The organism is Streptomyces anulatus, assembly GCF_014650675.1.
In the GTDB taxonomy this organism is placed as follows: Bacteria; Actinomycetota; Actinomycetes; order Streptomycetales; family Streptomycetaceae; genus Streptomyces; species Streptomyces anulatus.
Genome location: NZ_BMVK01000006.1, coordinates 80261 through 103765 on the forward strand (window position 1 = coordinate 80261; position 23505 = coordinate 103765).

Below are 23505 nucleotides of genomic sequence, written 5' to 3' on the forward strand. Positions count from 1 at the left end.
TGCGGCGAATCCGGGATCAACTCCAGCTGGCGTGCAGCGGCTTGCCCTCGGCGTAGCCGGCGGCGCTCTGAACGCCGACGACCGCCTTCTCGGCGAATTCCGCCAGGGAGCCGGCGCCGGCGTAGGTGCAGGAGGAGCGGACGCCCGCGATGATCGAGTCGATGAGGTCCTCGACTCCCGGGCGCGTCGGGTCGAGGAACATCCGCGAGGTGGAGATGCCCTCCTCGAAGAGCGCCTTGCGGGCGCGGTCGTACGCGGACTCGTCCGAGGTGCGGTTCTTCACGGCACGGGCCGAGGCCATCCCGAAGGACTCCTTGTAGAAGCGGCCGTCGGCGGACTGCTGGAGGTCGCCGGGCGACTCGTACGTGCCCGCGAACCAGGAGCCGATCATCACGTTGGACGCGCCGGCGGCGAGCGCCATCGCGACGTCGCGCGGGTGCCGGACGCCGCCGTCCGCCCAGACGTGCTTGCCGTGCTTCTTCGCCTCGGCGGCGCACTCCAGGACGGCGGAGAACTGCGGGCGGCCGACGCCGGTCATCATCCGGGTGGTGCACATGGCGCCGGGGCCGACGCCGACCTTGATGATGTCCGCGCCCGCCTCGATCAGGTCGCGCACGCCCTCGGCGGCGACGATGTTGCCCGCGACGATCGGCACCTGCGGGTCGAGGGCCCGTACGGCCTTCACCGCGCTGATCATGGATTCCTGGTGGCCGTGGGCCGTGTCCACGACGAGGACGTCGGCGCCCGCGTCCAGGAGCTGCTTGGCCTTGCCGGCCACGTCGCCGTTGATGCCGACGGCGGCCGCGATGCGCAGCTTGCCCTCGGCGTCGGTGGCGGGGGTGTAGAGCGTGGCACGCAGGGCGGCCTTGCGGGTGAGTATGCCGACGAGGCGTCCCTGGGCGTCGACCGCGGGGGCGAGCTTGCGGTTGGCGCCGTCGAGCTTGTTGAAGGCGTCGCGCGGGTCGATGTCCGCGTCGAGCAGGACGAGGTCCTTGGACATGACCTCGGAGAGCTGGGTGAAGCGGTCGACGCCGCTGAGGTCGTGCTCGGTGACGACACCGACGGGACGGCGGTCGGCGTCGACGACGACGCCCGCGCCGTGGGCCCGCTTGGGCAGCAGGGACAGCGCGTCGGCGACGGTCTGGCCGGGGGCCAGCTCGATCGGGGTGTCGAGGACGAGGTGGCGCGTCTTGACCCAGGAGATGACGTCGGTGACGACCTCGATCGGGATGTCCTGGGGGATGACGACGAGGCCGCCCCGGCGGGCGATGGTTTCGGCCATCCGCCGGCCCGCGATGGCGGTCATGTTGGCGACCACGAGCGGAATGGTGGTGCCGGTTCCGTCGGGCGACGAGAGGTCCACGCCCTGCCGGGAGCCGACCGCGGAGCGGCCCGGGACCATGAAGACATCGTCGTACGTGAGGTCGTACGGGACCGCGGGGGACTCTGTGTAGCGACCGGTGCCCGGCTCAAGAAAACGCATAACACTCATTTTTTCATACGAAACGGTGCAGGTCGTTTCCCCGAAGACACAACAAAAGACCCCCGCGTTCGTCTTTTCCTCCGAAGAGGCGGTCGGGGGCTCCGGGCAAGTGGAACCTGCCTTGCCCACGGACCCTACCCGAACAGGATTCAATCATTCGTGATCACCATCCCTGGACCGGGTGACAAGGGGTCAGGTAGCTTCAAACCCGCAGGTCTCGGGGGTGTCCGAAGCGTCGATCGGGCTCGTCGGCACCCCTGGGCACACCGTTTGACCGGAGAGGATCCCGATCCGCCTGTGGACAGCGAACTGCCGGACATCTACTGCCCGTTCCCGCAGCGGACCAACCCGCACGTGGCGCACACCCGGGTCCATCTGGACACCTGGACCAGACGGACGGGTCTGGTCCACCGCGAGTCCGCGAGGAAGCGGTTCGAGCAAGCCGATTTCGGGTCGTTCGTCGGCATGGTCTACCCGACCGCCGACGAGGAGCACCTCGATCTGGTGGCCGACTGGTTCGTCTGGCTCTTCCTGGTCGACGACCAGCTCGACGACGGCCACCTCGGACGTTCACCCGACCGGGTGAGAAACGTCGTCGACCGGATGCGCGCGGTGGTCGACGGCTCCGCCCCCGAGCCGCTGCCGGGCGAGGACGTCCCGGCCGCCGTGACCGCCCTGGCCGACCTGTGGAAACGTACGATGCCGAACGCCGCCCCGCACTGGCGGACCCGGTTCGCCTGGCACCTGGTCACCTACCTCACGACCGCCACGACCTGGGAGGCGGGCAACCGCGCCGAGGACGTGGTGCCCTCCGAGGACACGTACATCGCCAAGCGGCGGCACACGGGGGCCATCCACGTCTGCATGGACCTCATAGAGATCGTGGCGGGCATCGACGCCCCGGAGTCGATCCACAACGACCCCCGCTTCATCACCGCCCTGGAAGCCGCGTGCAACCACGTGTGCTGGGCCAACGACGTGTACTCCTTCGAGAAGGAGCAGGTGCTCGGCGAGATCCACAACCTCGTCCACCTGGTCCGCCACCACCGGGGCTTCGGGGAGCAGCAGGCGCTGGACCACGTCGCGGAGCGCCTCGCGATGGAGACCGAGCGGTTCCTGACCGCCGAGGACGAGCTGCTGGAGCTGTATCCGGAGCTGTCCGGGATGCTGGTGCCCTACCTCGACGGGATGCGGAGCTGGATGCGCGGCAACCTGGACTGGTCGCGCCGGACGCCGCGCTACAACCCCGCCGACGTGGGCCAGTACGAGGAGCCCGAGGAGTATCTGGAGGAGACGGTGCTGGGCGTGCCGCCCGCGCGCACCGAGGCCGCCGCCCCCGCCCCGTGCGCGGCCGAGGCGCCGCCGGCCGGCTGACGCGGGTCAGGACGGACCGAGGGCCGTGCACCGGATCCGGTGCACGGCCCTCGGTGTGTTCCTGCCGATGTCACTCCCCGTCGGGGTCGGCCCGCTCCAGCGCCGGGCGGACGCCCGCGGGGGACTCGGTGAGCAGATAGTCGGCCGCGGCGGTGTCCGTCACCAGGCTGGTGACGAGGCCGGAGCGCAGCACCGCGCCGATCGCCGCCGCCTTGCGCTGACCACCGGCGATCGCGACCACCTCGGGGATCCGGCGCAGCCGGTCCGCCTCCACGGTGATGCAACGCTCGCCCAGGTCACGGCCGACCCGGCGGCCGTCGGAGTCGAAGAGGTGCGCGGACATCTCGGCGGCGACGCCGAGCGAGGCGTAATGGGCGCGCTCGGCGTCCGAGAGCATGTCGTGGACCGTGGAGATGCCCGGCTCCCAGGAGCCGATGGAGACGGCGGCGACCGTCACCTTGTCGAAGTACTCGAAGGCCCGGGCGATGCCGGTCTGCTCGCGCAGCGCGGCGGCCGTCGCGGGGTCGGGCAGCAGCATCGGGGCGTAGATGGGGTGGGCCTCGCCGCCGGAGACCTGAGCCGCCCGGCGGACCGCCTCGACCGAGCCGCGCTCGGCGGTGCCCGCGTCGTACACGCCGGTCAGCTGGACGACCGTGCACGGCGGGAGCCGGTCGAGGGCGGCCGCCATGTGGATGGTGGAGCGGCCCCAGGCCAGGCCGAGCACATCGCCCTCGGCGACCAGCTCGCCGAGGAGGTCGGCCGCGACCTCGCCCAGGTTCTCCGGGTCGGGGGCGTCCTCCTGCTCCTCGGCCGGGGACTCGACGACCACCGCGTGCCGCAGGCCGTAACGGGCCCGCAGGGCGTCGGAGCGTTCGGCGTCCAACTCGGCCGGTACCCGGATCTCGATGCGTACGAGATCGCGTTCGAGGGCTGTCTCCAGGACCCGGGCCACCTTGAAGCGGCTCACGCCGAACTCCTCGGCGATCTGGATCTTGGACTTGCCCTCCAGGTAGAACCGGCGGGCCATGGCCGCCGCCTGCACCAGCTCCGCGGGTCCCATCCGCATGGCTGACCGACCCGCCGAGATGCCAGACACCGCGATCTCCTCACTGCTGTTCACACGCCCGATACGCCGTTCATCCTGTCAGATCCGGCGATCCTTGATCGGCCCTGTCGGACCACGTTCATCTGCCCTTGGTTCAGTGTCCGCACGCCCAGGGGGCGACGGCCGTGGCCGCGTCCGCCTGCGCCCGCAGCTCCCGCACCGCCGCCGCCGGGTCCTGCGCGCCGTAGACCGCGGAGCCCGCCACGAAGACGTCCGCGCCGGCCTCGGCGCAGCGCTCGATGGTGGCGGCCGAGACCCCGCCGTCGACCTGGAGCCACAGTTCGAGACCGTGCTTGCTGATCAGCTCCCGGGTGCGGCGGATCTTCGGCAGCATGATGTCCAGGAAGGACTGGCCGCCGAAGCCCGGCTCGACCGTCATGATCAGCAGCATGTCCAGCTCGGGGAGCAGGTCCTCGTACGGCTCGATGGGCGTCGCGGGCTTGAGCGCCATCGAGGCGCGCGCCCCCTTGGCCCGGATCTCCCGCGCCAGGCGCACCGGAGCCGCCGCGGCCTCCGCGTGGAAGGTGACGGATCCGGCCCCCGCCTCCACGTACTGGGGGGCCCAGCGGTCCGCGTCCTCGATCATGAGGTGGCAGTCCAGCGGGGTGTCCGTGGCCTTGCTGAGGGCCTCGACGATCGGCACGCCGAGGGTCAGGTTGGGCACGAAGTGGTTGTCCATGACATCGACGTGGAGCCAGTCCGCGCCTTCGACGGCCTTCGCCTCCTCGGCGAGACGCGCGAAATCGGCGGACAGGATGCTGGGGTTGATCTGCGCCATGACCCAAGCCTGCCACGTCTCACGCCGGTTCCCCGCCTCGATGGGCCCCGAAGCCCCACACGGCCATCACAGTTCGCACATTCTGCGCATTTTGCCAGCGCTTTACTTTTCTTTTGCTGTTCACAGAGTGAGACGGCCGGCCCGGCCCCCCTCCGCGCAGGGCCGGCCGGACGCTCAGCCGGTCCGGCGCAGCAGCGCCAGGTACATCGCGTCGGTGCCGTGCAGATGCGGCCACAGCTGGACGTCGGGGCCCTCCCCCAGGGCGGGCACCCCGGGCATCAGCGGGCGGGCGTCGATCCACTCGGCCTCCACCGGCTCCCCGCCCCGGCCCTTGAGGACGTCCTCGACCACCACGCGGGTCTCCGCGAGATGCGGCGAGCAGGTCGCGTAGCCGACCACGCCGCCGACCCGTACGGCCTTCAACGCCTCGCGCAGCAGGCCGCGTTGGAGCGGGGCGAAGGCCTCCAGGTCCTCGGCGCGACGCCGCCAGCGGGACTCCGGGCGACGCCGCAGCGCGCCCAGGCCGGAGCAGGGCACGTCCATCAGGATCCGGTCGAACGTGCCGGGCAGCCACGGCGGGCGGGTGCCGTCCGCGGTGATCACCTGGTACGGGCCGGGGTTGCCGGCGAGCGCCCGCTCGACCAGCCGGGCGCGGTGCGGCTGCTTCTCGGCGGCGAGCAGGGCGGCGCCCCGGCCGGCGGCGAGGGCGGCGAGCAGGGCGGCCTTGCCGCCGGGGCCCGCGCAGCCGTCCAGCCAGCGGGTGTCGCGGCCCTCGACGGGGGCGGCGGCCAGGGCGGCGGCGACGAGCTGGCTGCCCTCGTCCTGGACGCCCGCCCGGCCCTCCTGGACGGCCTCCAGCGCTCCGGGCTCGCCGCCCTCGGCCATCCGGACCGCGTACGGGGACCAGCGCCCCGGCAGGGAGTTGTCCTCGCCCAGGGCCTTCGCCAGCTCGTCGGTGGTGGAGCGGCCGGGGCGGGCCGCCAACGTCACCTCGGGCCGCTCGTTGTCGGCTTCGAGAAGGTCCTCGATGCCCGCCCGGCCGCCGCCCAGCGCGTCCCAGAGGGCGGAGACGATCCAGCGGGGGTGGGAGTGCACGACGGACAGGTGGTCCTCGGCGTCCTCGTCGTACGACGGGGCGACCTTCTCCACCCAGCCGTCGAGGTCGTGCGCGGTGACCTTGCGCAGCACCGCGTTGACGAACTTCGCGCGCCCCTCCCCCAGCACCACCCGGGCCAGCTCCACACTGGCGGAGACGGCCGCGTGGGTGGGGATGCGGGTGCCGAGCAGCTGGTGGACGCCCATGTTCAGGACGTCGAGGACCGGCGGGTCGACCTCGCGCAGCGGCCGGTCGATGCAGGCCGCCACGATCGCGTCGTAGGTGCCCTGCCGGCGCAGCGTCCCGTAGACCAGCTCGGTCGCCAGCGCCGCGTCCCGGCTGTCGAAGTCGCCCTTGGCGCGGGCCTTCTTCAGCAGCGGGGGCAGCACGAGGTTGGCGTACGCGTCACGCTCGTCGACGGCCCGGAGCGCCTCGAAGGCGAGGAAACGGACCGGGTCCTTCTGCGGACGGCGATGGGGCTTGTGGGGGCGGCGACGCGGCTGGTCGTTCACGTGAAAGGTGCTCCGCTGATGGTGAGAGGTGCGAACCCTCCCAGCGTACGTCGCCGCCCCAGGGCGCCCGAACGGCAGCCCGGGGCCCTGGAACGCCGCCCGGGTCCGGACCGCCCCCGCCGCTCGGGGCGACTCGCTACAGGCCGAGCAGCTCGCCGTGGACGATGCGGACGCCGCGCGCCCAGTCGGCGCCCTTCATCGGCTTCTTGCCCTGCGGCTGGACCCAGAGCAGCTCGATCGCGTGCGACCCGGTGCCCACGTACACGTTGTTCTTGGCTGCCGACAGCTCGCCGGGGGCCAGGTCGGTGCGGTCCAGGACGGGCGTGGCCTGGATCAGCTTGAGCCGCTCGCCGCGGAACAGGGTCCAGGCGCCGGGGGCCGGGGTGCAGCCGCGCACCACCCGGTCGACCCGCAGGGCGGGCGCGGACCACTGGACCTGGGCGTCCTCGACGGTGATCTTCGGGGCCAGGGTGACGCCGTCATGGGGCTGGGGCACGGCGTGCAGCGTGCCGTCCTCGATGCCGTCCATGGTGGCGGCGAGCAGCCCGGCGCCGGCGAAGGCGAGCCGGGTCAGCAGGTCGCCGCTGGTGTCGGTGGGGCGGACCTCCTCGGTGAGGACGCCGTAGACCGGGCCGGAGTCCAGGCCCTCCTCGATCAGGAAGGTCGACGCGCCGGTCACCTCGTCCCCGGCCATCACCGCGTGCTGGACCGGCGCCGCGCCCCGCCAGGCGGGCAGCAGCGAGAAGTGCAGGTTGACCCAGCCCCGGGCGGGCACGTCGAGGGCGACCTTGGGCAGCAGGGCGCCGTAGGCGACGACCGGGCAGCAGTCCGGGGCGATCTCGCGCAGCCGGGCGAGGAACTCCTCGTCCCGGGGCCTGGCGGGCTTGAGCACCTCGATCCCGGCCTCCTCGGCCCGCTCGGCCACCGGGCTCGCGACGAGCCGGCGGCCCCGCCCGGCGGGGGCGTCCGGACGGGTCACGACGGCGGCCACCTCATGGCGGCCGGAGGCGATCAGGGCGTCCAGTGCGGGGACGGCGACTTCGGGGGTGCCGGCGAAGACGAGCTTCATGGGTGGCTGACTGCCTCTCGGGCCAAGACGTACGGTGACGAGCAGCACACCAGTCTAGGGGCTCTCGTTTGGATCAGGCCGGACAGGGAGCGGGGTCCGGTGCGTGCGGCTGCAAGGCGGAGGAGGGAGTGTCACTGCGGAGCATGGGCGACTGACGACAACGCGGCAGATGTGCGCACCGGGGCCCGCGAGCCCGGCCTGATCCAAACGAGAGCCCCTAGGGGCTCCGTCCGGGCGTGGCCCGGCCCGGCCGCTGCGGGCGAGCGCCGCCCGGGGGGCGTACGCGCGCCGCGCACGCCCCGTGCATATGCACATACGCCCCGATAGCGTGACCACATACCCGGCTCGGGCGTTGGTCAAAGGAGATTGACCGAAGCGGGCCGCCCCGATTGCGGCCCGATCCCTTTCAACGCCGGTTCGAGAGGCTTCTTCATGGCCGACCACGCAACCCACGACGCCCAAGCGCGGGCCAGTCTGCATCTTCTGGTGCGGGACATCGAGCGGGTCCGGCGGCAGGTGGACGCGCTGCGCACCCTCACCGCCCAGCTGGGCAACGTCTACCGTCCGCGCCGCTCCGGCCCCTCCGCGGGCTTCGTCGTCTACGGCAGGGCCCCGGCCCCCACCGTCCGCCTCGCGCAGGAACTGCGGGACAGCGTCGAGACCCTGGTCACGGCCGCGGTGGACTTCGACCGCTCGCTGGGCTTCTCCTGGGACGCGGTGGGCTCCGCCCTCGGCGTCACCAAGCAGGCCGTGCACCGCCGTTACGGAACGCGCCGGGCCACGCCGCAGCCCGCGGCCGAGACGGGCGGCGAGACCACGGCCGTGCCGCGCCCGGTCTCCGTCGGGCCGGGGCTGGCCGGATCCTCCGCCGGGGGGCCCGGCTCCCCGGTGCCCTCGGTCCCGGCGGCCCGCTCGATGCCGCCGCAGCCGTCGGCCCAGCCGGTCCGCGAGGAGCTGCGTCCCGGCGCCTTCCCGGGTCCCCGCAACGGCTGACCGCACGCCGCCCCTCTGCCCCACCGTGCCGGTCGCACGGCGGGGCAGTCCCCTGCCCGGACCCCGAAAGGCCCCCGGACCCCGAAGGGCCTCCCCCCGGAGCCTCAGCCGATGTCGGGCGGGTCGATCCTGATGCGCACCGGGTCGGTCGCCCCCTTGGCCATGCGGGCCGCGAGCGCCGTCTTCAGGGCGCGGGCGAGCGCCGCCCCCCTCCCCGGGACCACCCGGATCAGGGCCCGCTCCCAGGTCTCGCCCGGCGGGGCGTCCCCCGGTCGGCGGGGCCTGCCGGGCCCGGCCGACGGGACCGGCACCGGACCCAGGATCTCGGCCCCCGGCGGCAGCCCGGCGGTCCGGAGGAACGCGGCCAGGGCATCGGCGGGGCCGGTCGCCGAGGCCATCCGGGAGACCGGCGGGAAGCCCAGCTCCGCCCGCTCCGCCAGCTCCCGCCGGGCGAATCCCGCCGGGTCCCAGCGGACCAGCGCCTGCACCGCGCGCTCCGTCGGCTCGGCCACGATCACCACCGTGCCGCCCTCGTCCTGGCCCCGGACCAGCGCGCCCGCCGCCGTCCACCGGCGCAGCGCCTCCTCCCCCGCCCGCAGATCGGGCCGGCCGAGCATGGCCCAGCCGTCCAGGAGCAGGGCCGCCGCGTATCCGCCGTCGGCGACGGGCTCCGCGCCGGGGGTGGAGACGACCAGGGCGGGGGCGTCGGGCACCGCGTCCAGGATGTGGTCGCGCCCCGAGGTGCGGACGGGCACGGCGGGGAAGGCCCGGCCCAGCTCCTCCGCGGTGCGGCGGGCGCCGACGATCTGGGCGCGCAGCCGGGTCGAGCCGCACTCCGCGCAGTGCCAGGCCCGCTCGGCCCGCCCGCACCAGGCGCAGTTCAGGTCCTGCTGGTCCGGGGCCTGGAGGGGGCCCGCGCAGTGCCGGCAGCGGGCGGGGGTGCGGCAGCGTTCGCAGGCGAGGCGGGGTGCGTAACCCCGGCGGGGCACCTGGACCAGCACCGGACCGCTGCGCAGGCCGTCGCGCACGGTCTGCCAGGCGAGGCTGGGCAGCCGGGCGGACCGGGCGGCGCCGTCCCGGGCCAGCTCGCCGTCCCCGACCGTACGGACGAGGGGCGCGGCCCGGCGCAGCCGCTCCCGGTCGGCGAGGAGCGGCAGCGCCCAGCCGCTCTCCACGAGCTGGGCGGCCTCGACGGTGCAGCCGGTCCCGCCGAGGAGGAAGCCGCAGCGGCCCTGGGCCGCCCGCAGCTCCAGGACCTCGCGGACATGCGGGAAGGGCGCGTTGTCGTCGCTGTGGCTGGAGTCCCCGTCGTCCCAGATGACGACCAGGCCGAGGTCCTGGACGGGGGCGAACATGGCGGCCCTGGTCCCCACGACCGCCCGCACCGAGCCCCGCCGCACCGCGAGCCACTGCCGGTAGCGCTTCTCGGGGCCGGAGTCGGCGGTCAGCAGGGCGTGCCGGCCGTTGCCGAGCGCCTCGGTCAGGGCCGCGTCGACCCGTCCGGCGGCCCGTCCGTCCGGGACGACGACGAGCGCGCCGCGCCCGGAGGAGAGCGTCGCCGCGACGGCCCCGGCGATCTCGGCGGGCCAGTGCGGGCCGGGCAGGGCGGTCCACACCGCGCGCGGCGCACCGCCGTCGGCCAGTGCGCGCAGGAAGGCCGGGCCCTGGCCGTACCGCTCCCAGGTGCCCGGCTCGGGGGCCCGGGGAGGGGGCAGCGGGTCCGGGGAGGGCCTGGACTCGGCACGGCCGTTGCGGGGCGGGACGGCGAGCTGGAGGACGTCGGCGAGGCTGCCCGCGTACCGGTCGGCGACGGCGCGGCAGAGGGCGAGCAGGTCGGGCCCGAGGACCGGCTCCGGGGAGACCACGGAGGCGAGGGCGGCCAGTGCGCCCTGATAGTCGGATTCGGCGAGGCGCTCGACGATGAAGCCGTCGATCAGGCCGCCGCCCTCACGCCGTCCGCCCTGGACGTTGCGCCCGCCCGCGCCGAAGCGCACCCTGACCCGGACGCCCGGCTGTGCGTCGGCGTCCAGCTCCTCGGGGACGGCGTAGTCGAAGTACTGGTCGAGGTGGAGGACGCCCTTGTTGACCAGGACGCGGGCGACGGGCAGCTCCTCGGCGAGCGCGGCGCCCCGCCAGGTCCGAGGCTTGGCACGCGGCACCTTCGCCCGGCGCACGGTCTCCCGGATCAGCGCAAGCTGCTCCGGCGCCCCGGCACCGGGTTCGGCGGACTGCTCGTTCTCGCTGCTCACAGCTGAATTCCTACCAGAGAGCACTGACAGCGGCGGGGGCACGGCAGCGGGGCCCGGCCACCGCGTTCGGTGTCCGGGCCCCGCTGTCGTACTCGATGACACCCGCCCCGCTGTCGTACGCGGGCGGTTTCGCTACAGACCGGCGGCGGCGCGCAGGGCGTCCACGCGGTCGGTGCGCTCCCAGGTGAAGTCGGGCAGCTCACGGCCGAAGTGGCCGTAGGCGGCGGTCTGGGCGTAGATCGGACGGAGCAGGTCGAGGTCCCGGATGATCGCGGCCGGGCGGAGGTCGAAGACCTCGCCGATCGCGTTCTCGATCTTCTCGGTGTCGACCGCGGCGGTGCCGAAGGTCTCCACGAACAGTCCGACGGGCTCGGCCTTGCCGATCGCGTACGCGACCTGGACCTCGCAGCGCGCGGCGAGACCGGCGGCCACCACGTTCTTGGCGACCCAGCGCATCGCGTACGCGGCGGAGCGGTCGACCTTGGACGGGTCCTTGCCCGAGAAGGCGCCGCCGCCGTGCCGGGCCATACCGCCGTAGGTGTCGATGATGATCTTGCGGCCGGTGAGGCCGGCGTCGCCCATCGGGCCGCCGATCTCGAAGCGGCCGGTCGGGTTCACCAGGAGGCGGTAGCCCTCGGTGTCCAGCTTGATGCCGTCCTCGACGAGCTGCGCGAGCACGTGCTCGACGACGAACTCGCGGATGTCGGGTGCGAGCAGCGAGTCCAGGTCGATGTCCGACGCGTGCTGCGAGGAGACGACCACCGTGTCCAGCCGGACCGCCTTGTCACCGTCGTACTCGATGGTGACCTGGGTCTTGCCGTCGGGGCGCAGGTAGGGGATGGTCCCGTTCTTGCGCACCTCGGACAGTCGCCGGGAGAGGCGGTGCGCGACGTGGATCGGGAGCGGCATCAGCTCCGGCGTCTCGTCGCAGGCGTAGCCGAACATCAGGCCCTGGTCGCCCGCGCCCTGCTTGTCGAGCTCGTCCTCGTCGCCCTCGACCCGCTTCTCGTACGCGGTGTCGACGCCCTGTGCGATGTCCGGCGACTGCGCGCCGATCGACACCGAGACGCCACAGGAAGCACCGTCGAAGCCCTTTTTGGAGGAGTCGTAACCGATCTCCAGAACCTTGTTGCGCACGAGGTTGGGGATGTCGGCGTAGGCCTTGGTGGTGACCTCGCCCGCGACATGCACCAGACCGGTGGTGATCAAGGTCTCGACGGCGACGCGCGAGGCGGGGTCCTCGCGCAGGAGCGCGTCGAGAATCGTGTCGCTGATCTGGTCAGCGATCTTGTCGGGGTGACCCTCGGTGACAGATTCCGAGGTGAAGAGACGGCGGGACACATCGCTCCCTGGGGTTGCAGCGGCTGCTGGCTGATCATGGGTGGTACGACCGAGAGCTGCGCTCGGCGCGTACCGTCGGCCAGTTTATCGGTCGCATCCGGCGACCGGGGCAGGTGTCTCGCCCTTTGGGAGGTTCGTGACGTGCGCCACGCGGGGCTCCAGTAGGACAATCCACCCTTCCCGGCCTTCGTTTTAGGCCTTATGGGACGATTTCGCTCGCCCGGAGGGTTGATTATGAAATCGGCTGGAACCTTCCCGAGACGAGATCCCAGACCGTGTCGGCGAGCGCTTCCTTGGGGCCGTACGGCACCGGCGTCTCCGTGCCGTCGGCGGCGAGGACGACCGCTTCGTTCTCCTCCGAGCCGAAGGTCTTGCGCTCCCCCACCTCGTTGACCACGAGAAGGTCGCAGCCCTTGCGCCGGAGCTTCGCACGGCCGTTGACCAGCACGTCGTCGGTCTCGGCGGCGAATCCGACGACGATCTGGTCCGGACGGGCCCGCTCGCCGGAGACCTCGGCGAGGATGTCGGGGTTACGGACCAGGGGGACGGCGGGCGCCTCCTCGCCGTCCTTCTTCTTGATCTTGCCGGAGGCGTACGCGGCGGGGCGGAAGTCGGCCACCGCGGCCGCCATCACCACGACGTCCGCGTCGGGAGCGGCCTTCAGCACGGCCTCGCGCAGCTGGACGGCCGTGCCGACCCGGAGGACGTCGGCCCCGGCCGGGTCGGGCAGCCCGGTGTTGGCCTCGATCAGGGTGACCCGGGCCCCCCGGGCCACGGCGGTGCGCGCCAGCGCGTACCCCTGCTTGCCGGAGGAGCGGTTGCCCAGGAAGCGCACCGGGTCGAGCGGCTCGCGCGTGCCCCCGGCGCTGATGACCACATGGCGGCCGGCGAGGTCGGGCTCGGTGACCCCGCGCGCCAGCACCCGGCGGCAGACCTCGTAGATCTCGCCGGGGTCGGGGAGCCGGCCCTTGCCGGTGTCGACGCCGGTGAGCCGCCCGACGGCGGGCTCGATGACGACGGCTCCCCGGCGGCGCAGGGTGGCGACGTTCTCCTGGGTGGCCGGGTGCTCCCACATCTCGGTGTGCATCGCGGGGGCGAAGACCACCGGACAGCGAGCGGTCAGAAGCGTGTTGGTGAGCAGGTCGTCGGCGAGCCCGTGGGCCGCCTTGGCCAGCATGTCCGCGGTGGCCGGGGCGACCACCACGAGGTCGGCGCCCTGCCCGATCCGCACGTGCGGGACCTCGTGGACGTCCTCCCAGACCTCGTCGGAGACGGGGTGGCCGGAGAGCGCCGACCAGGTGGCGGCCCCCACGAAGTGCAGCGACGCGGCGGTCGGGACGACCCGTACGTCGTGGCCGGACTCGGTCAGCCGGCGCAACAGCTCGCACGCCTTGTAGGCGGCGATGCCCCCGCTGACCCCCAGGACGACCTTCGGCTTGTCCACTGCGTCTCCCCGCACTCGGCAACGTAAGGCAACGTATGCGTCCCATACGTATGCGTCCCATGCTGCCTCACCGCGCAGATCGGGTTCATCCGGCCCCGGACACACCTCAGGCCCGGCGGACGGGCCGCCGGGCCTGGGGTGAAGGTGCCGTGGTGCTCCTGCGTTACTGCGCGGGGCCCTCGATGGCCTCGGAGGTCAGCAGGCCCGCGTTGATCTCGCGGAGTGCGATCGAGAGCGGCTTCTCGTGCACGTGGGTGTCGACGAGCGGACCGACGTACTCGAGGAGGCCTTCACCGAGCTGCGAGTAGTACGCGTTGATCTGGCGGGCACGCTTGGCCGCGTAGATCACCAGGCTGTACTTCGAGTCGGTGGCTTCGAGGAGCTCATCAATCGGCGGGTTGATGATGCCCTCGGGCGTGGTGATGGAAGAGGACACTCTCTGCCTTCCGAAGGGGATGTAGATCAAAGATCAAAGAGATTTGAGCGATCGCAGAGATCTAGGCCTGAAGCATCAACGTTAGCAGCTCACGCGCCACGTCCTCGACGGAGGTGTTGACGAGCGTCGTATCGAACTCGGCCTCGGCGGCCAGTTCGACCTTCGCGGCGGCGAGCCGGCGCTCGATGACCTCGGGGGCCTCGGTGCCCCGGCCGGTGAGCCGGCGCACCAGCTCGTCCCAGCTCGGCGGAGCCAGGAAGACCAGACGCGCGTCGGACATCGACTGGCGGACCAGCCGGGCGCCCTGGAGGTCGATCTCCAGCAGGACCGGCTCACCGGCCTCCAGGCGGTCCAGCACGGCGCGCCGGGGCGTGCCGTAGCGGTTGCCCGCGAACTCGGCCCACTCCAGCAGTTCGCCGTTGGCGACGAGCTTGTCGAACTCCTCGTCGTCCACGAAGAAGTAGTGCACGCCGTTGCGTTCCCCGGGGCGCGGCTTGCGTGTCGTCGCCGACACGGAGAGCCAGACCTCGGGGTGCACGGTGCGCATATGAGCGACGACCGTGCTCTTGCCGACCCCTGAGGGGCCGGAGAGCACGGTCAGCCGCGGACGTACGTCCGGGGGTACGGGGGACGTCCCCCGGGATGTTGCAGCCATGGGGCGATTATCCCCGCTCTCAGGAGTGCCTGAGAACGTCAGGCGGGGCTGCCGCCGAACTCACGCTCCAAGGATGCGATCTGATTGGAGCCAAGACCCCTGACCCGGCGGCTCTCGGAGATGCCGAGACGCTCCATGATCTGCTTGGCGCGGACCTTGCCGACGCCCGGCAGGGATTCCAGCAGTGCGGAGACCTTCATCTTCCCGATGACGTCGTTCTCCTGGCCCTGCTTGATGACCTCGTGGAGGGAGGCGCCGGAGTGCTTGAGTCGATTCTTGACCTCGGCCCGCTCCCGGCGAGCCGCGGCGGCCTTTTCGAGCGCGGCTGCGCGCTGTTCAGGGGTAAGGGGCGGAAGAGCCACGCCTACGTCACCTCGGATGTCGATCTGTCGGATACGGACCGGCGGGGAAGCTGGACGCCACCCACCAGGTGAGCGGAGAACACACTGTGCTCGGCCGCTCTCGACGGAGACTAGCGGCAAGGGCCGCTGTAGTCAGCGAGAACAGACGAAAAGTCCTGGTCAGCTGTGGCCGACCAGGATTTTCCCGACATATCGACCAGGTTTCTCGTCAGTATTTCGTCAACGCGCTGTCAACGTGTCAGGGTCAGCTGCCGGATACGGCGCTGCGGACCCCGTCCGCGAACCGCTCGGCGGCTTCGCGCAGCCCGGACGCGTCCGGGCCGTGGCGCAGCACGCCGCGGCTCACGCTGGGGACCACGTTGCCCACCGCGTCGCCGAACACCGCCGGAAGATCAGCCGGGGTCGCCCCCTGGGCGCCGATGCCGGGCGCGAGGAGCGGTCCGTTGATCGCCAGGTCCACCCCCGCGTCGCCGAGCGTCGCGCCGACCACCGCGCCGACCGAGCCGAGCGGGGCGGCCCCGGCGTTCTCGGCGGCCATGTGGTCGAGCATCAGCTGGGCGAGCGAGCGGCCGTCGGCCGCCGTGGCCCGCTGGACCTCGGCGCCCTCCGGGTTGGAGGTGAGGGCGAGGACGAAGACGCCCGCGCCGGAGGCGGCGGCGGCGTCGAGCGCCGGACGCAGCGAGCCGAAGCCCAGGTACGGGGAGAGCGTCACCGCGTCCGAGAAGAGCGGCGAGTCCTTGTCCAGGTAGGCCGCCGCGTAGGCCCCCATCGTGGAGCCGATGTCGCCGCGCTTGGCGTCCATCAGGACGAGCGCGCCGGCCGCCCGTGCCTCCTCGACGGCCTTCTCCAGGACGGCGACGCCGCGCGAGCCGAAGCGCTCGAAGAACGCGGACTGCGGCTTGAGGACGGCGACCCGGTCGGCCAGCGCCTCCACGACGGTCCGGGTGAAGCGCTCCAGGCCGGCGATGTCGTCGTTCAGGCCCCAGGAGGTGAGCAGGGCGGCGTGCGGGTCGATGCCGACGCAGAGCGGCCCGCGGGTGTCCATGGCGTGGCGCAGACGGGCGCCGAAGGGTTCGAGCGTCACAGGGCGGCCTTCTTCCGGGTCTCGGCGCCGACGGCCTCGGCGAGGGTGGCGTACGGGGAGGTGGCGAGCCGGGCGGCGAGGCCCTTGTGGATCGCGCGGGCGTAGAAGGGACCTTCGTAGATGAAGGCGCTGTAGCCCTGGACGAGGGTGGCTCCGGCGAGGATGCGCTGCCAAGCGTCCTCGGCGTTCTCGACGCCCCCGACGCCCACCAGCGTGATCCGGTCCCCCACACGGGCGTACAGGCGGCTCAGGACCTCCAGCGAGCGCTCCTTGAGGGGCGCGCCGGACAGCCCGCCGGTCTCCCCCACCAGGTCGGGGGCCGACTTCAGGGCCAGGCTCTCCCGCGCGATGGTGGTGTTGGTGGCGATGATGCCGTCCAGGCCCAGCTCCACGGCGAGGTCGGCGACGGCGTCGACGTCCTCGTCCGCGAGGTCCGGGGCGATCTTGACGAGCAGGGGGACGCGCCGGGTGGTGACGGTGCGGTCGGCGGCCTCGCGCACGGCGGTGAGCAGCGGGCGCAGCGACTCGGTGGCCTGGAGGTTGCGCAGGCCGGGGGTGTTGGGCGAGGAGACGTTGACGACGAGGTAGTCGGCGTGGCCGGCGAGGGCCTCGGTGGACTTCACGTAGTCGGCTGCGGCCTCGGCCTCCGGGACTACCTTGGTCTTGCCGATGTTGACGCCGACCGTGGTGCGGAAGACGGGGTTGCGGGCGGCCAGGCGGGCGGCGACGGCGGCGGAGCCCTCGTTGTTGAAGCCCATGCGGTTGATCAGCGCGCGGTCCGCGACCAGCCGGAAGAGGCGCTTCTTGGGGTTGCCGGGCTGCGGTTCGCCGGTGACGGTGCCGATCTCGATGTGGTCGAAGCCGAGCATCGCCATGCCGTCGATCGCGACGGCGTTCTTGTCGAAGCCGGCGGCGAGGCCGAAGGGGCCGTGCATCCGCAGGCCGAGGGCCTCGGTGCGCAGCTCCTTGAAGCGCGGGGCGAGGGCGGCGGCGACGAAGGTGCGCAGGACGGGGATGCGGGCGGCGAGGCGGATCCACCGGAAGGCGGCGTAGTGGGCCCGCTCGGGGTCCATCCGCTTGAAGACCAGCCGGAAGAAGAGCTTGTACATGAAGAGGTGTCCTTGGTGCTCGGTGTGCTCGACGTGGCTCGCAAAGAGGGGGACACCGTTTCCGGTGTCCCCCTCTCCGGGCTGCTAGTCGCGGGCCGCGATCAAGTGTTCCGCGTGTTCCTGGAGGGAACGGACCCCGACTCCGCCGTGGTTGAGGGCGTCGATGCCCTGGACGGCGGCGGCGAGCGCCTGGACCGTGGTCAGGCACGGTACGGAGCGGGCGACGGCCGCGGTGCGGATGTCGTAGCCGTCGAGCCGGCCGCCGGTGCCGTACGGCGTGTTGACGATGAGGTCGACCTCGCCGTCGTGGATGTGCTGGACGATCGTCTTCTCGCCGTTGGGCCCGGGGCCCTCGGACTGCTTGCGCACGACGGTGGCGTTGATGCCGTTGCGCTTGAGGACCTCGGCGGTGCCGGAGGTGGCCATCAGCTCGAAGCCGTGGGCGACCAGCTCACGGGCCGGGAAGATCATCGAGCGCTTGTCCCGGTTGGCGACCGAGATGAACGCGCGGCCCTTGGTGGGCAGCGGGCCGTAGGCGCCGGCCTGCGACTTGGCGTACGCCGTGCCGAAGACCGAGTCGATGCCCATGACCTCGCCGGTGGAGCGCATCTCCGGGCCGAGGACCGTGTCGACGCCCCGGCCGTGGATGTCGCGGAAGCGCGACCACGGCATCACGGCCTCCTTGACGGAGATCGGCGCGTCCAGCGGCAGGGTGCCGCCGTCGCCGGTCTTCGGCAGCAGGCCCTCCGCGCGCAGCTCGGCGATGGTCGCGCCCAGCGAGATGCGGGCGGCGGCCTTGGCGAGCGGCACGGCGGTCGCCTTCGAGGTGAAGGGGACCGTGCGGGAGGCGCGCGGGTTGGCCTCCAGGACGTAGAGGATGTCGCCGGAGAGCGCGAACTGGATGTTGATCAGTCCGAGTACGCCGACGCCCTTGGCGATGCCCTCGGTGGAGGCGCGCAGCCGCTTGATGTCGAAGCCGCCGAGCGTGATCGGGGGCAGGGCGCAGGCCGAGTCGCCGGAGTGGATGCCGGCTTCCTCGATGTGCTCCATGACACCGCCGAGGTACAGCTCGGTGCCGTCGTAGAGGGCGTCCACGTCGATCTCGATGGCGTCGTCGAGGAAGCGGTCGACCAGGACCGGCCGGGTGGGGCTGATCTCGGTGGACTCGGAGATGTACGAGGCGAGGCGCGTCTCGTCGTACACGATCTCCATGCCGCGCCCGCCGAGCACGTAGCTCGGGCGGACCAGGACCGGGTAGCCGATCTCGTCGGCGATGGCCTTGGCCTCGCCGAAGGTGGTGGCGGTGCCGTGCTTGGGCGCGGGCAGTCCGGCCTCGGCCAGGACCCGGCCGAAGGCGCCGCGGTCCTCGGCGGCGTGGATGGCCTCCGGGGAGGTGCCGACGACGGGCACGCCGTTGTCCTTGAGCGCCTGCGCGAGGCCGAGCGGGGTCTGGCCGCCGAGCTGCACGATGACACCGGCGATCGGGCCCGCCAGCGACTCGGCGTGCACGATCTCCAGGACGTCCTCCAGGGTGAGCGGCTCGAAGTAGAGCCGGTCGGAGGTGTCGTAGTCGGTGGAGACGGTCTCCGGGTTGCAGTTGACCATGACGGTCTCGTAGCCCGCGTCGCTCAGGGCGAAGGAGGCGTGCACACAGGAGTAGTCGAACTCGATGCCCTGGCCGATGCGGTTGGGGCCCGAGCCGAGGATGATCACGGCCGGCTTGGTGCGGCTCGCGACCTCGCTCTCCTCGTCGTAGGAGGAGTAGAAGTACGGCGTGTTCGCGGCGAACTCGGCGGCGCAGGTGTCGACCGTCTTGTAGACCGGGCGGATGCCGAGCGCGTGCCGGACCTCACGGACGACGTCCTCGCGCAGCCCGCGGATCTCGCCGATCTGGGCGTCGGAGAAGCCGTGCCGCTTGGCCTCGGCGATCAGGTCGGCGTCCAGGCGCTCGGCGGAGGCCAGCTCGTCGGCGATCTCCTTGATCAGGAAGAGCTGGTCGACGAACCAGGGGTCGATCTTCGTGGAGTCGAAGACCTCCTCCTGGGTGGCTCCGGCCCGGATCGCCTGCATGACGGTGTTGATGCGGCCGTCGGTGGGGCGGACCGCCTCGGCCAGCAGCTCGGCCTTGTCGCCGACCGGGCCGGTGAAGGCGAACTGGGAACCCTTCTTCTCCAGCGAGCGCAGGGCCTTCTGGAGGGCCTCGGTGAAGTTCCGGCCGATCGCCATGGCCTCGCCCACCGACTTCATGGTGGTGGTGAGGGTGGAGTCGGCGGAGGGGAACTTCTCGAAGGCGAAGCGCGGGGCCTTGACGACGACGTAGTCGAGGGTCGGCTCGAAGGAGGCCGGCGTCTTCTCGGTGATGTCGTTGGGGATCTCGTCCAGGGTGTAGCCGACGGCCAGCTTGGCGGCGATCTTGGCGATCGGGAAGCCGGTGGCCTTGGAGGCGAGCGCCGAGGAGCGGGAGACGCGCGGGTTCATCTCGATGACGATGACCCGGCCGTCGGTGGGGTCGATGGCGAACTGGATGTTGCAGCCGCCGGTGTCGACGCCGACCTCGCGGATGATCGCGATGCCGACGTCGCGAAGCCGCTGGTACTCGCGGTCGGTGAGCGTCATCGCCGGGGCGACGGTGATGGAGTCGCCGGTGTGGACGCCCATCGGGTCGAAGTTCTCGATGGAGCAGACGACCACGACGTTGTCGTTCTTGTCGCGCATCAGCTCCAGCTCGTACTCCTTCCAGCCGAGGATGGACTCCTCCAGGAGCACCTCGGTGGTCGGGGAGAGCGTGAGGCCCTGTCCGGCGATGCGGCGCAGCTCCTCCTCGTCGTGGGCGAAGCCGGAGCCGGCGCCGCCCATGGTGAAGGAGGGGCGGACGACGACGGGGTAGCCGCCGAGGGTGTCGACGCCGGCGATGACGTCGTCCATGGTGTGGCAGATGACGGAGCGGGCGGACTCGCCGTAGCCGATCTTCTCCTTGACGGCCTCGACGACGCCCTTGAAGAGGTCGCGGTCCTCGCCCTTGTTGATCGCCTCGACGTTGGCGCCGATGAGCTCGACGCCGTACTTCTCCAGGACGCCGTTCTCGTGCATGGAGATCGCGGTGTTCAGCGCGGTCTGGCCGCCGAGGGTGGGCAGGAGCGCGTCGGGGCGCTCCTTGGCGATGATCTTCTCGACGAACTCGGGGGTGATCGGCTCGACGTAGGTGGCGTCGGCGATCTCCGGGTCGGTCATGATCGTCGCCGGGTTGGAGTTCACCAGGATGACGCGCAGGCCCTCGGCCTTGAGGACGCGGCAGGCCTGGGTGCCGGAGTAGTCGAACTCGGCGGCCTGGCCGATGACGATCGGACCGGAGCCGATGACCAGGACGGACTGGATATCGGAGCGCTTAGGCACGCTGGCCCTCCATCAGGGTGGTGAAACGGTCGAAGAGATACGCGGCGTCGTGCGGGCCGGCGGCCGCCTCGGGGTGGTACTGGACGCTGAAGGCCGGCCGGTCCAGGAGCTGGAGGCCCTCGACCACCTGGTCGTTCAGGCAGACGTGGGAGACCTCGGCGCGGCCGAACTCCGTGTCGGAGACCTTGTCCAGCGGGGCGTCCACGGCGAAGCCGTGGTTGTGCGCGGTGACCTCGACCTTGCCGGTGGTGCGGTCCTGCACCGGCTGGTTGATGCCTCGGTGGCCGTACTTCAGCTTGTAGGTGCCGAAGCCGAGCGCGCGGCCGAGGATCTGGTTGCCGAAGCAGATGCCGAAGAGCGGCGTGGACCGCTCCAGGACTCCCCGCATGAGGGCGACCGGGTGGTCGGCGGTGGACGGGTCGCCGGGGCCGTTGGAGAAGAAGACGCCGTCCGGGTTCACGGCGTACACCTCCTCCAGGGTGGCGGTGGCGGGCAGCACGTGCACCTCGACGCCGCGTTCGGCCATCCGGTGCGGGGTCATGCCCTTGATGCCGAGGTCGATCGCGGCGACGGTGAACTTCTTCGTGCCGATCGCGGGGACGACGTAGGCCTCCTTGGTGGCGACCTCGGCGGAGAGGTCGGCGCCGGTCATCTCGGGGGCCTGGCGGACCCGGGCGAGCAGCGTGCCCTCGTCGGGGATGGCGTTGCCGGAGAAGATCCCGACGCGCATCGCGCCGCGCTCGCGCAGGTGGCGGGTGAGGGCGCGGGTGTCGATGCCGCTGATGCCGACGACGCCCTGCTTCGTCAGCTCCTCGTCCAGCGAGCGCTGCGAGCGCCAGTTGGAGGGCTTGCGTGCGGGGTCGCGGACGACGTAGCCGGAGACCCAGATGCGGCCGGACTCGGGGTCCTCGTCGTTCACGCCGGTGTTGCCGACGTGCGGGGCCGTCATGACGACGACCTGGCGGTGGTACGAGGGGTCGGTCAGCGTTTCCTGGTAGCCGGTCATGCCGGTGGAGAACACCGCTTCGCCGAAGGTCTCCCCCACGGCCCCGTAGGCGCGGCCGCGGAAGGCGCGACCGTCCTCCAGGACGAGTACGGCGGGGGTCTGGGCCCCCCGGGTGGAGATCGTCATCGTGCGGTGCCTTCCGTAGTGGTGCTGGTGAGTTCGGTGGTGGCGGGTGCGCCGGTGAGCCGGCTGACGGCGTCGACCCAGGCCTGGTGCTCGGCGGCGTGGTCGGAGCGGAAGCCGGAGTCGATCAGCGTCTCGCCGTGCGCCCAGGTGATGATCAGCAGGCCGCCCTCGGGGAGGACCTTGCCCGCGAGCGCCTTGTCGAGGCGGGCCTCGCGCAGGGCGTCGGCCGGGATGAAGAAGTCGGCCGCCCCGGGGCGTTCGACGTGCAGGCCGCGGGCGGTGAGCGTGAGCTCGGTACGGCTGCGGGTGCCGAGGCCGTGGGCGACGATCCGGTCGAGCCACTGACCGGCGGTGGTGGAGGCGTGGTAGCGCCCCTCCAGCGTCAGCAGCGTCTCGTCGTCGGCGAAGCCCTCGGGGGTCTCCGGGAGCTCGGGCAGGCCGGACTGGAGGCTGGCGCGCCACTTCCAGCCCTGGCGCATCAGCCAGTAGACGAGGGCGATGAAGACGAACAGGCCGATCACCCAGGCGATGCGGGCGGCCCAGTCCGTCACTTCCGCCGACTTCTGCTCGGCGGCCAGGTGGTACAGGGGGGTCAGAGTTGTCACGCGAGCTTCCCGTCGACGACCGTGGCACGGCCCCGCAGGAAGGTGTGGGTGACGCGGCCCGGCAGCTCACGGCCCTGGTAGGGGGTGTTTCGGCTGCGGGACGCGAAGCCCGCGGGGTCCACGGCTCCACGGTATGCCGGATCGACCAGGGTGAGGTTGGCGGGCTCACCCGCCGAGACGGGGCGGCCGTGTCCTTCGAGGCGGCCGATGGCCGCGGGGCGGAACGACATGCGGTCGGCGACGCCCGCCCAGTCGATCAGGCCGGTGTCCACCATCGTCTGCTGGACGACCGAGAGCGCGGTCTCCAGGCCCACCATTCCCATGGCGGCCGCGGCCCACTCGCAGTCCTTGTCCTCGTGCGGGTGCGGGGCGTGGTCGGTGGCGACGCAGTCGATCGTGCCGTCGGCGAGCGCCTCGCGCAGGGCCAGGACGTCGGCCTCGGTGCGCAGCGGCGGGTTCACCTTGTAGACCGGGTTGTAGGTGCGGACCAGCTCGTCGGTGAGGAGGAGGTGGTGCGGGGTGACCTCGGCGGTGACGTTCCAGCCCTTGGACTTGGCCCAGCGGACGATCTCCACGGAGCCGGCGGTGGAGAGGTGGCAGATGTGGACGCGGGAGTCGACGTGGGCGGCGAGGAGGACGTCGCGGGCGATGATCGACTCCTCGGCGACGGCCGGCCACCCGCCGAGCCCGAGTTCGGCGGAGACGATGCCCTCGTTCATCTGGGCGCCCTCGGTGAGGCGGGGCTCCTGGGCGTGCTGGGCGACGACGCCGTCGAAGGCCTTCACGTACTCCAGGGCGCGGCGCATGATCACCGCGTCGTCGACGCACTTGCCGTCGTCGGAGAAGACCTTCACCCCGGCGGCGGAGTCGTGCATCGCGCCGAGCTCGGCGAGCTGCTTGCCCTCCAGGCCGACGGTGACGGCGCCCACGGGCTGCACGTCGCAGTAGCCGGACTCCTTGCCGAGCCGCCAGACCTGCTCGACGACGCCGGCGGTGTCGGCGACGGGGAAGGTGTTGGCCATGGCGTGCACGGCGGTGAAGCCGCCGACGGCCGCGGCCCTGGTGCCGGTGAGGACGGTCTCGGAGTCCTCGCGGCCGGGCTCGCGCAGATGGGTGTGCAGGTCGACCAGGCCGGGCAGCAGGATCTGCCCCTCGGCCTCGATCACGGTGGCGCCGGCGGCGTCGAGGCCGGTACCGACCTCGGCGACGGTCTCGCCGTCGATCAGGACGTCCCTAGGCTCGCCGCCGAGGATCCGCGCACCGCGGATAAGGATCTTGCTCATGG

19 protein-coding genes are annotated in these 23505 nt (G+C 72.1%); 2 read left to right on the forward strand and 17 right to left on the reverse strand.

What is annotated here, in order from left to right:
• Positions 1 to 16 precede the first annotated feature (16 nt).
• Positions 17 to 1483 carry a GuaB1 family IMP dehydrogenase-related protein gene (locus IE272_RS16795; protein ID WP_050359359.1) on the reverse strand — a complete coding sequence of 489 codons (1467 nt, stop codon included), beginning with the start codon at positions 1481 to 1483 and terminating at the stop codon, positions 17 to 19.
• Between the two features lie 297 nt (positions 1484 to 1780).
• Here IE272_RS16795 and IE272_RS16800 point away from each other — a divergent pair, with 297 nt between their 5' ends.
• A complete protein-coding gene (locus IE272_RS16800) occupies positions 1781 to 2857 on the forward strand; it encodes a terpene synthase family protein (RefSeq protein WP_050359360.1) in 1077 nt (358 codons plus the stop codon).
• A gap of 70 nt (positions 2858 to 2927) precedes the next feature.
• Here IE272_RS16800 and IE272_RS16805 read toward each other — a convergent pair whose 3' ends face one another.
• From IE272_RS16805 to fmt, 4 genes are all read right to left on the reverse strand, one after another.
• Complete coding sequence (locus IE272_RS16805; protein WP_007453211.1) at positions 2928 to 3923, reverse strand: sugar-binding transcriptional regulator; 996 nt, start codon at positions 3921 to 3923, stop codon at positions 2928 to 2930.
• Positions 3924 to 4056: 133 nt separating this feature from the next.
• Positions 4057 to 4740 carry a ribulose-phosphate 3-epimerase gene (gene rpe / locus IE272_RS16810; protein ID WP_050359361.1) on the reverse strand — a complete coding sequence of 228 codons (684 nt, stop codon included), beginning with the start codon at positions 4738 to 4740 and terminating at the stop codon, positions 4057 to 4059.
• 174 nt (positions 4741 to 4914) lie between these two features.
• Positions 4915 to 6348 carry an RsmB/NOP family class I SAM-dependent RNA methyltransferase gene (locus IE272_RS16815; RefSeq protein ID WP_050359362.1) on the reverse strand — a complete coding sequence of 478 codons (1434 nt, stop codon included), beginning with the start codon at positions 6346 to 6348 and terminating at the stop codon, positions 4915 to 4917.
• A 136-nt stretch (positions 6349 to 6484) separates the two neighbouring features.
• Positions 6485 to 7417, reverse strand: coding sequence for a methionyl-tRNA formyltransferase (gene fmt / locus IE272_RS16820; protein ID WP_050359363.1), 933 nt, complete (start codon positions 7415 to 7417; stop codon positions 6485 to 6487).
• A gap of 432 nt (positions 7418 to 7849) precedes the next feature.
• On the opposite strand from fmt, the gene IE272_RS16825 reads away from it, so the two are divergent.
• The gene (locus IE272_RS16825) at positions 7850 to 8410 is read left to right on the forward strand and encodes a hypothetical protein (RefSeq protein WP_057661630.1); all 561 of its coding nucleotides are present in this window, start codon (positions 7850 to 7852) and stop codon (positions 8408 to 8410) included.
• Between the two features lie 104 nt (positions 8411 to 8514).
• Here the strand turns inward: IE272_RS16825 and IE272_RS16830 are convergent, their stop codons facing one another.
• The 12 genes from IE272_RS16830 to IE272_RS16885 form a co-directional block, all read right to left on the reverse strand.
• A complete protein-coding gene (locus IE272_RS16830) occupies positions 8515 to 10659 on the reverse strand; it encodes a primosomal protein N' (RefSeq protein ID WP_190007198.1) in 2145 nt (714 codons plus the stop codon).
• A 132-nt stretch (positions 10660 to 10791) separates the two neighbouring features.
• A complete protein-coding gene (metK, locus tag IE272_RS16835; protein WP_007453217.1) occupies positions 10792 to 12000 on the reverse strand; it encodes a methionine adenosyltransferase in 1209 nt (402 codons plus the stop codon).
• Between the two features lie 232 nt (positions 12001 to 12232).
• The gene (coaBC, locus tag IE272_RS16840; protein ID WP_050359366.1) at positions 12233 to 13444 is read right to left on the reverse strand and encodes a bifunctional phosphopantothenoylcysteine decarboxylase/phosphopantothenate--cysteine ligase CoaBC; all 1212 of its coding nucleotides are present in this window, start codon (positions 13442 to 13444) and stop codon (positions 12233 to 12235) included.
• A gap of 163 nt (positions 13445 to 13607) precedes the next feature.
• Complete coding sequence (rpoZ, locus tag IE272_RS16845) at positions 13608 to 13880, reverse strand: DNA-directed RNA polymerase subunit omega (RefSeq protein ID WP_003970369.1); 273 nt, start codon at positions 13878 to 13880, stop codon at positions 13608 to 13610.
• 61 nt (positions 13881 to 13941) lie between these two features.
• Positions 13942 to 14535 (reverse strand): guanylate kinase, encoded by a 594-nt coding sequence (gene gmk, locus IE272_RS16850; protein ID WP_056703285.1) that lies wholly within the window; start codon positions 14533 to 14535, stop codon positions 13942 to 13944.
• A gap of 38 nt (positions 14536 to 14573) precedes the next feature.
• Positions 14574 to 14897, reverse strand: coding sequence for an integration host factor (locus tag IE272_RS16855; RefSeq protein WP_003970367.1), 324 nt, complete (start codon positions 14895 to 14897; stop codon positions 14574 to 14576).
• Positions 14898 to 15141: 244 nt separating this feature from the next.
• On the reverse strand, positions 15142 to 15981 hold the full coding sequence (gene pyrF / locus IE272_RS16860; protein WP_190007199.1) for an orotidine-5'-phosphate decarboxylase: 840 nt from the start codon (positions 15979 to 15981) through the stop codon (positions 15142 to 15144).
• On the reverse strand, positions 15978 to 17090 hold the full coding sequence (locus IE272_RS16865; RefSeq protein WP_190007200.1) for a quinone-dependent dihydroorotate dehydrogenase: 1113 nt from the start codon (positions 17088 to 17090) through the stop codon (positions 15978 to 15980). The genes pyrF and IE272_RS16865 overlap by 4 nt, the downstream gene beginning before the upstream one ends.
• Before the next feature lie 84 nt (positions 17091 to 17174).
• A complete protein-coding gene (gene carB / locus IE272_RS16870; protein ID WP_050359370.1) occupies positions 17175 to 20483 on the reverse strand; it encodes a carbamoyl-phosphate synthase large subunit in 3309 nt (1102 codons plus the stop codon).
• Complete coding sequence (gene carA, locus IE272_RS16875) at positions 20476 to 21615, reverse strand: glutamine-hydrolyzing carbamoyl-phosphate synthase small subunit (protein WP_007453226.1); 1140 nt, start codon at positions 21613 to 21615, stop codon at positions 20476 to 20478. Before carA ends, carB begins: the two co-directional genes overlap by 8 nt.
• Positions 21612 to 22220, reverse strand: coding sequence for a PH-like domain-containing protein (locus IE272_RS16880; RefSeq protein WP_050359371.1), 609 nt, complete (start codon positions 22218 to 22220; stop codon positions 21612 to 21614). The genes carA and IE272_RS16880 overlap by 4 nt, the downstream gene beginning before the upstream one ends.
• A complete protein-coding gene (locus IE272_RS16885; RefSeq protein WP_050359372.1) occupies positions 22217 to 23503 on the reverse strand; it encodes a dihydroorotase in 1287 nt (428 codons plus the stop codon). Before IE272_RS16885 ends, IE272_RS16880 begins: the two co-directional genes overlap by 4 nt.
• Positions 23504 to 23505: the final 2 nt, after the last annotated feature.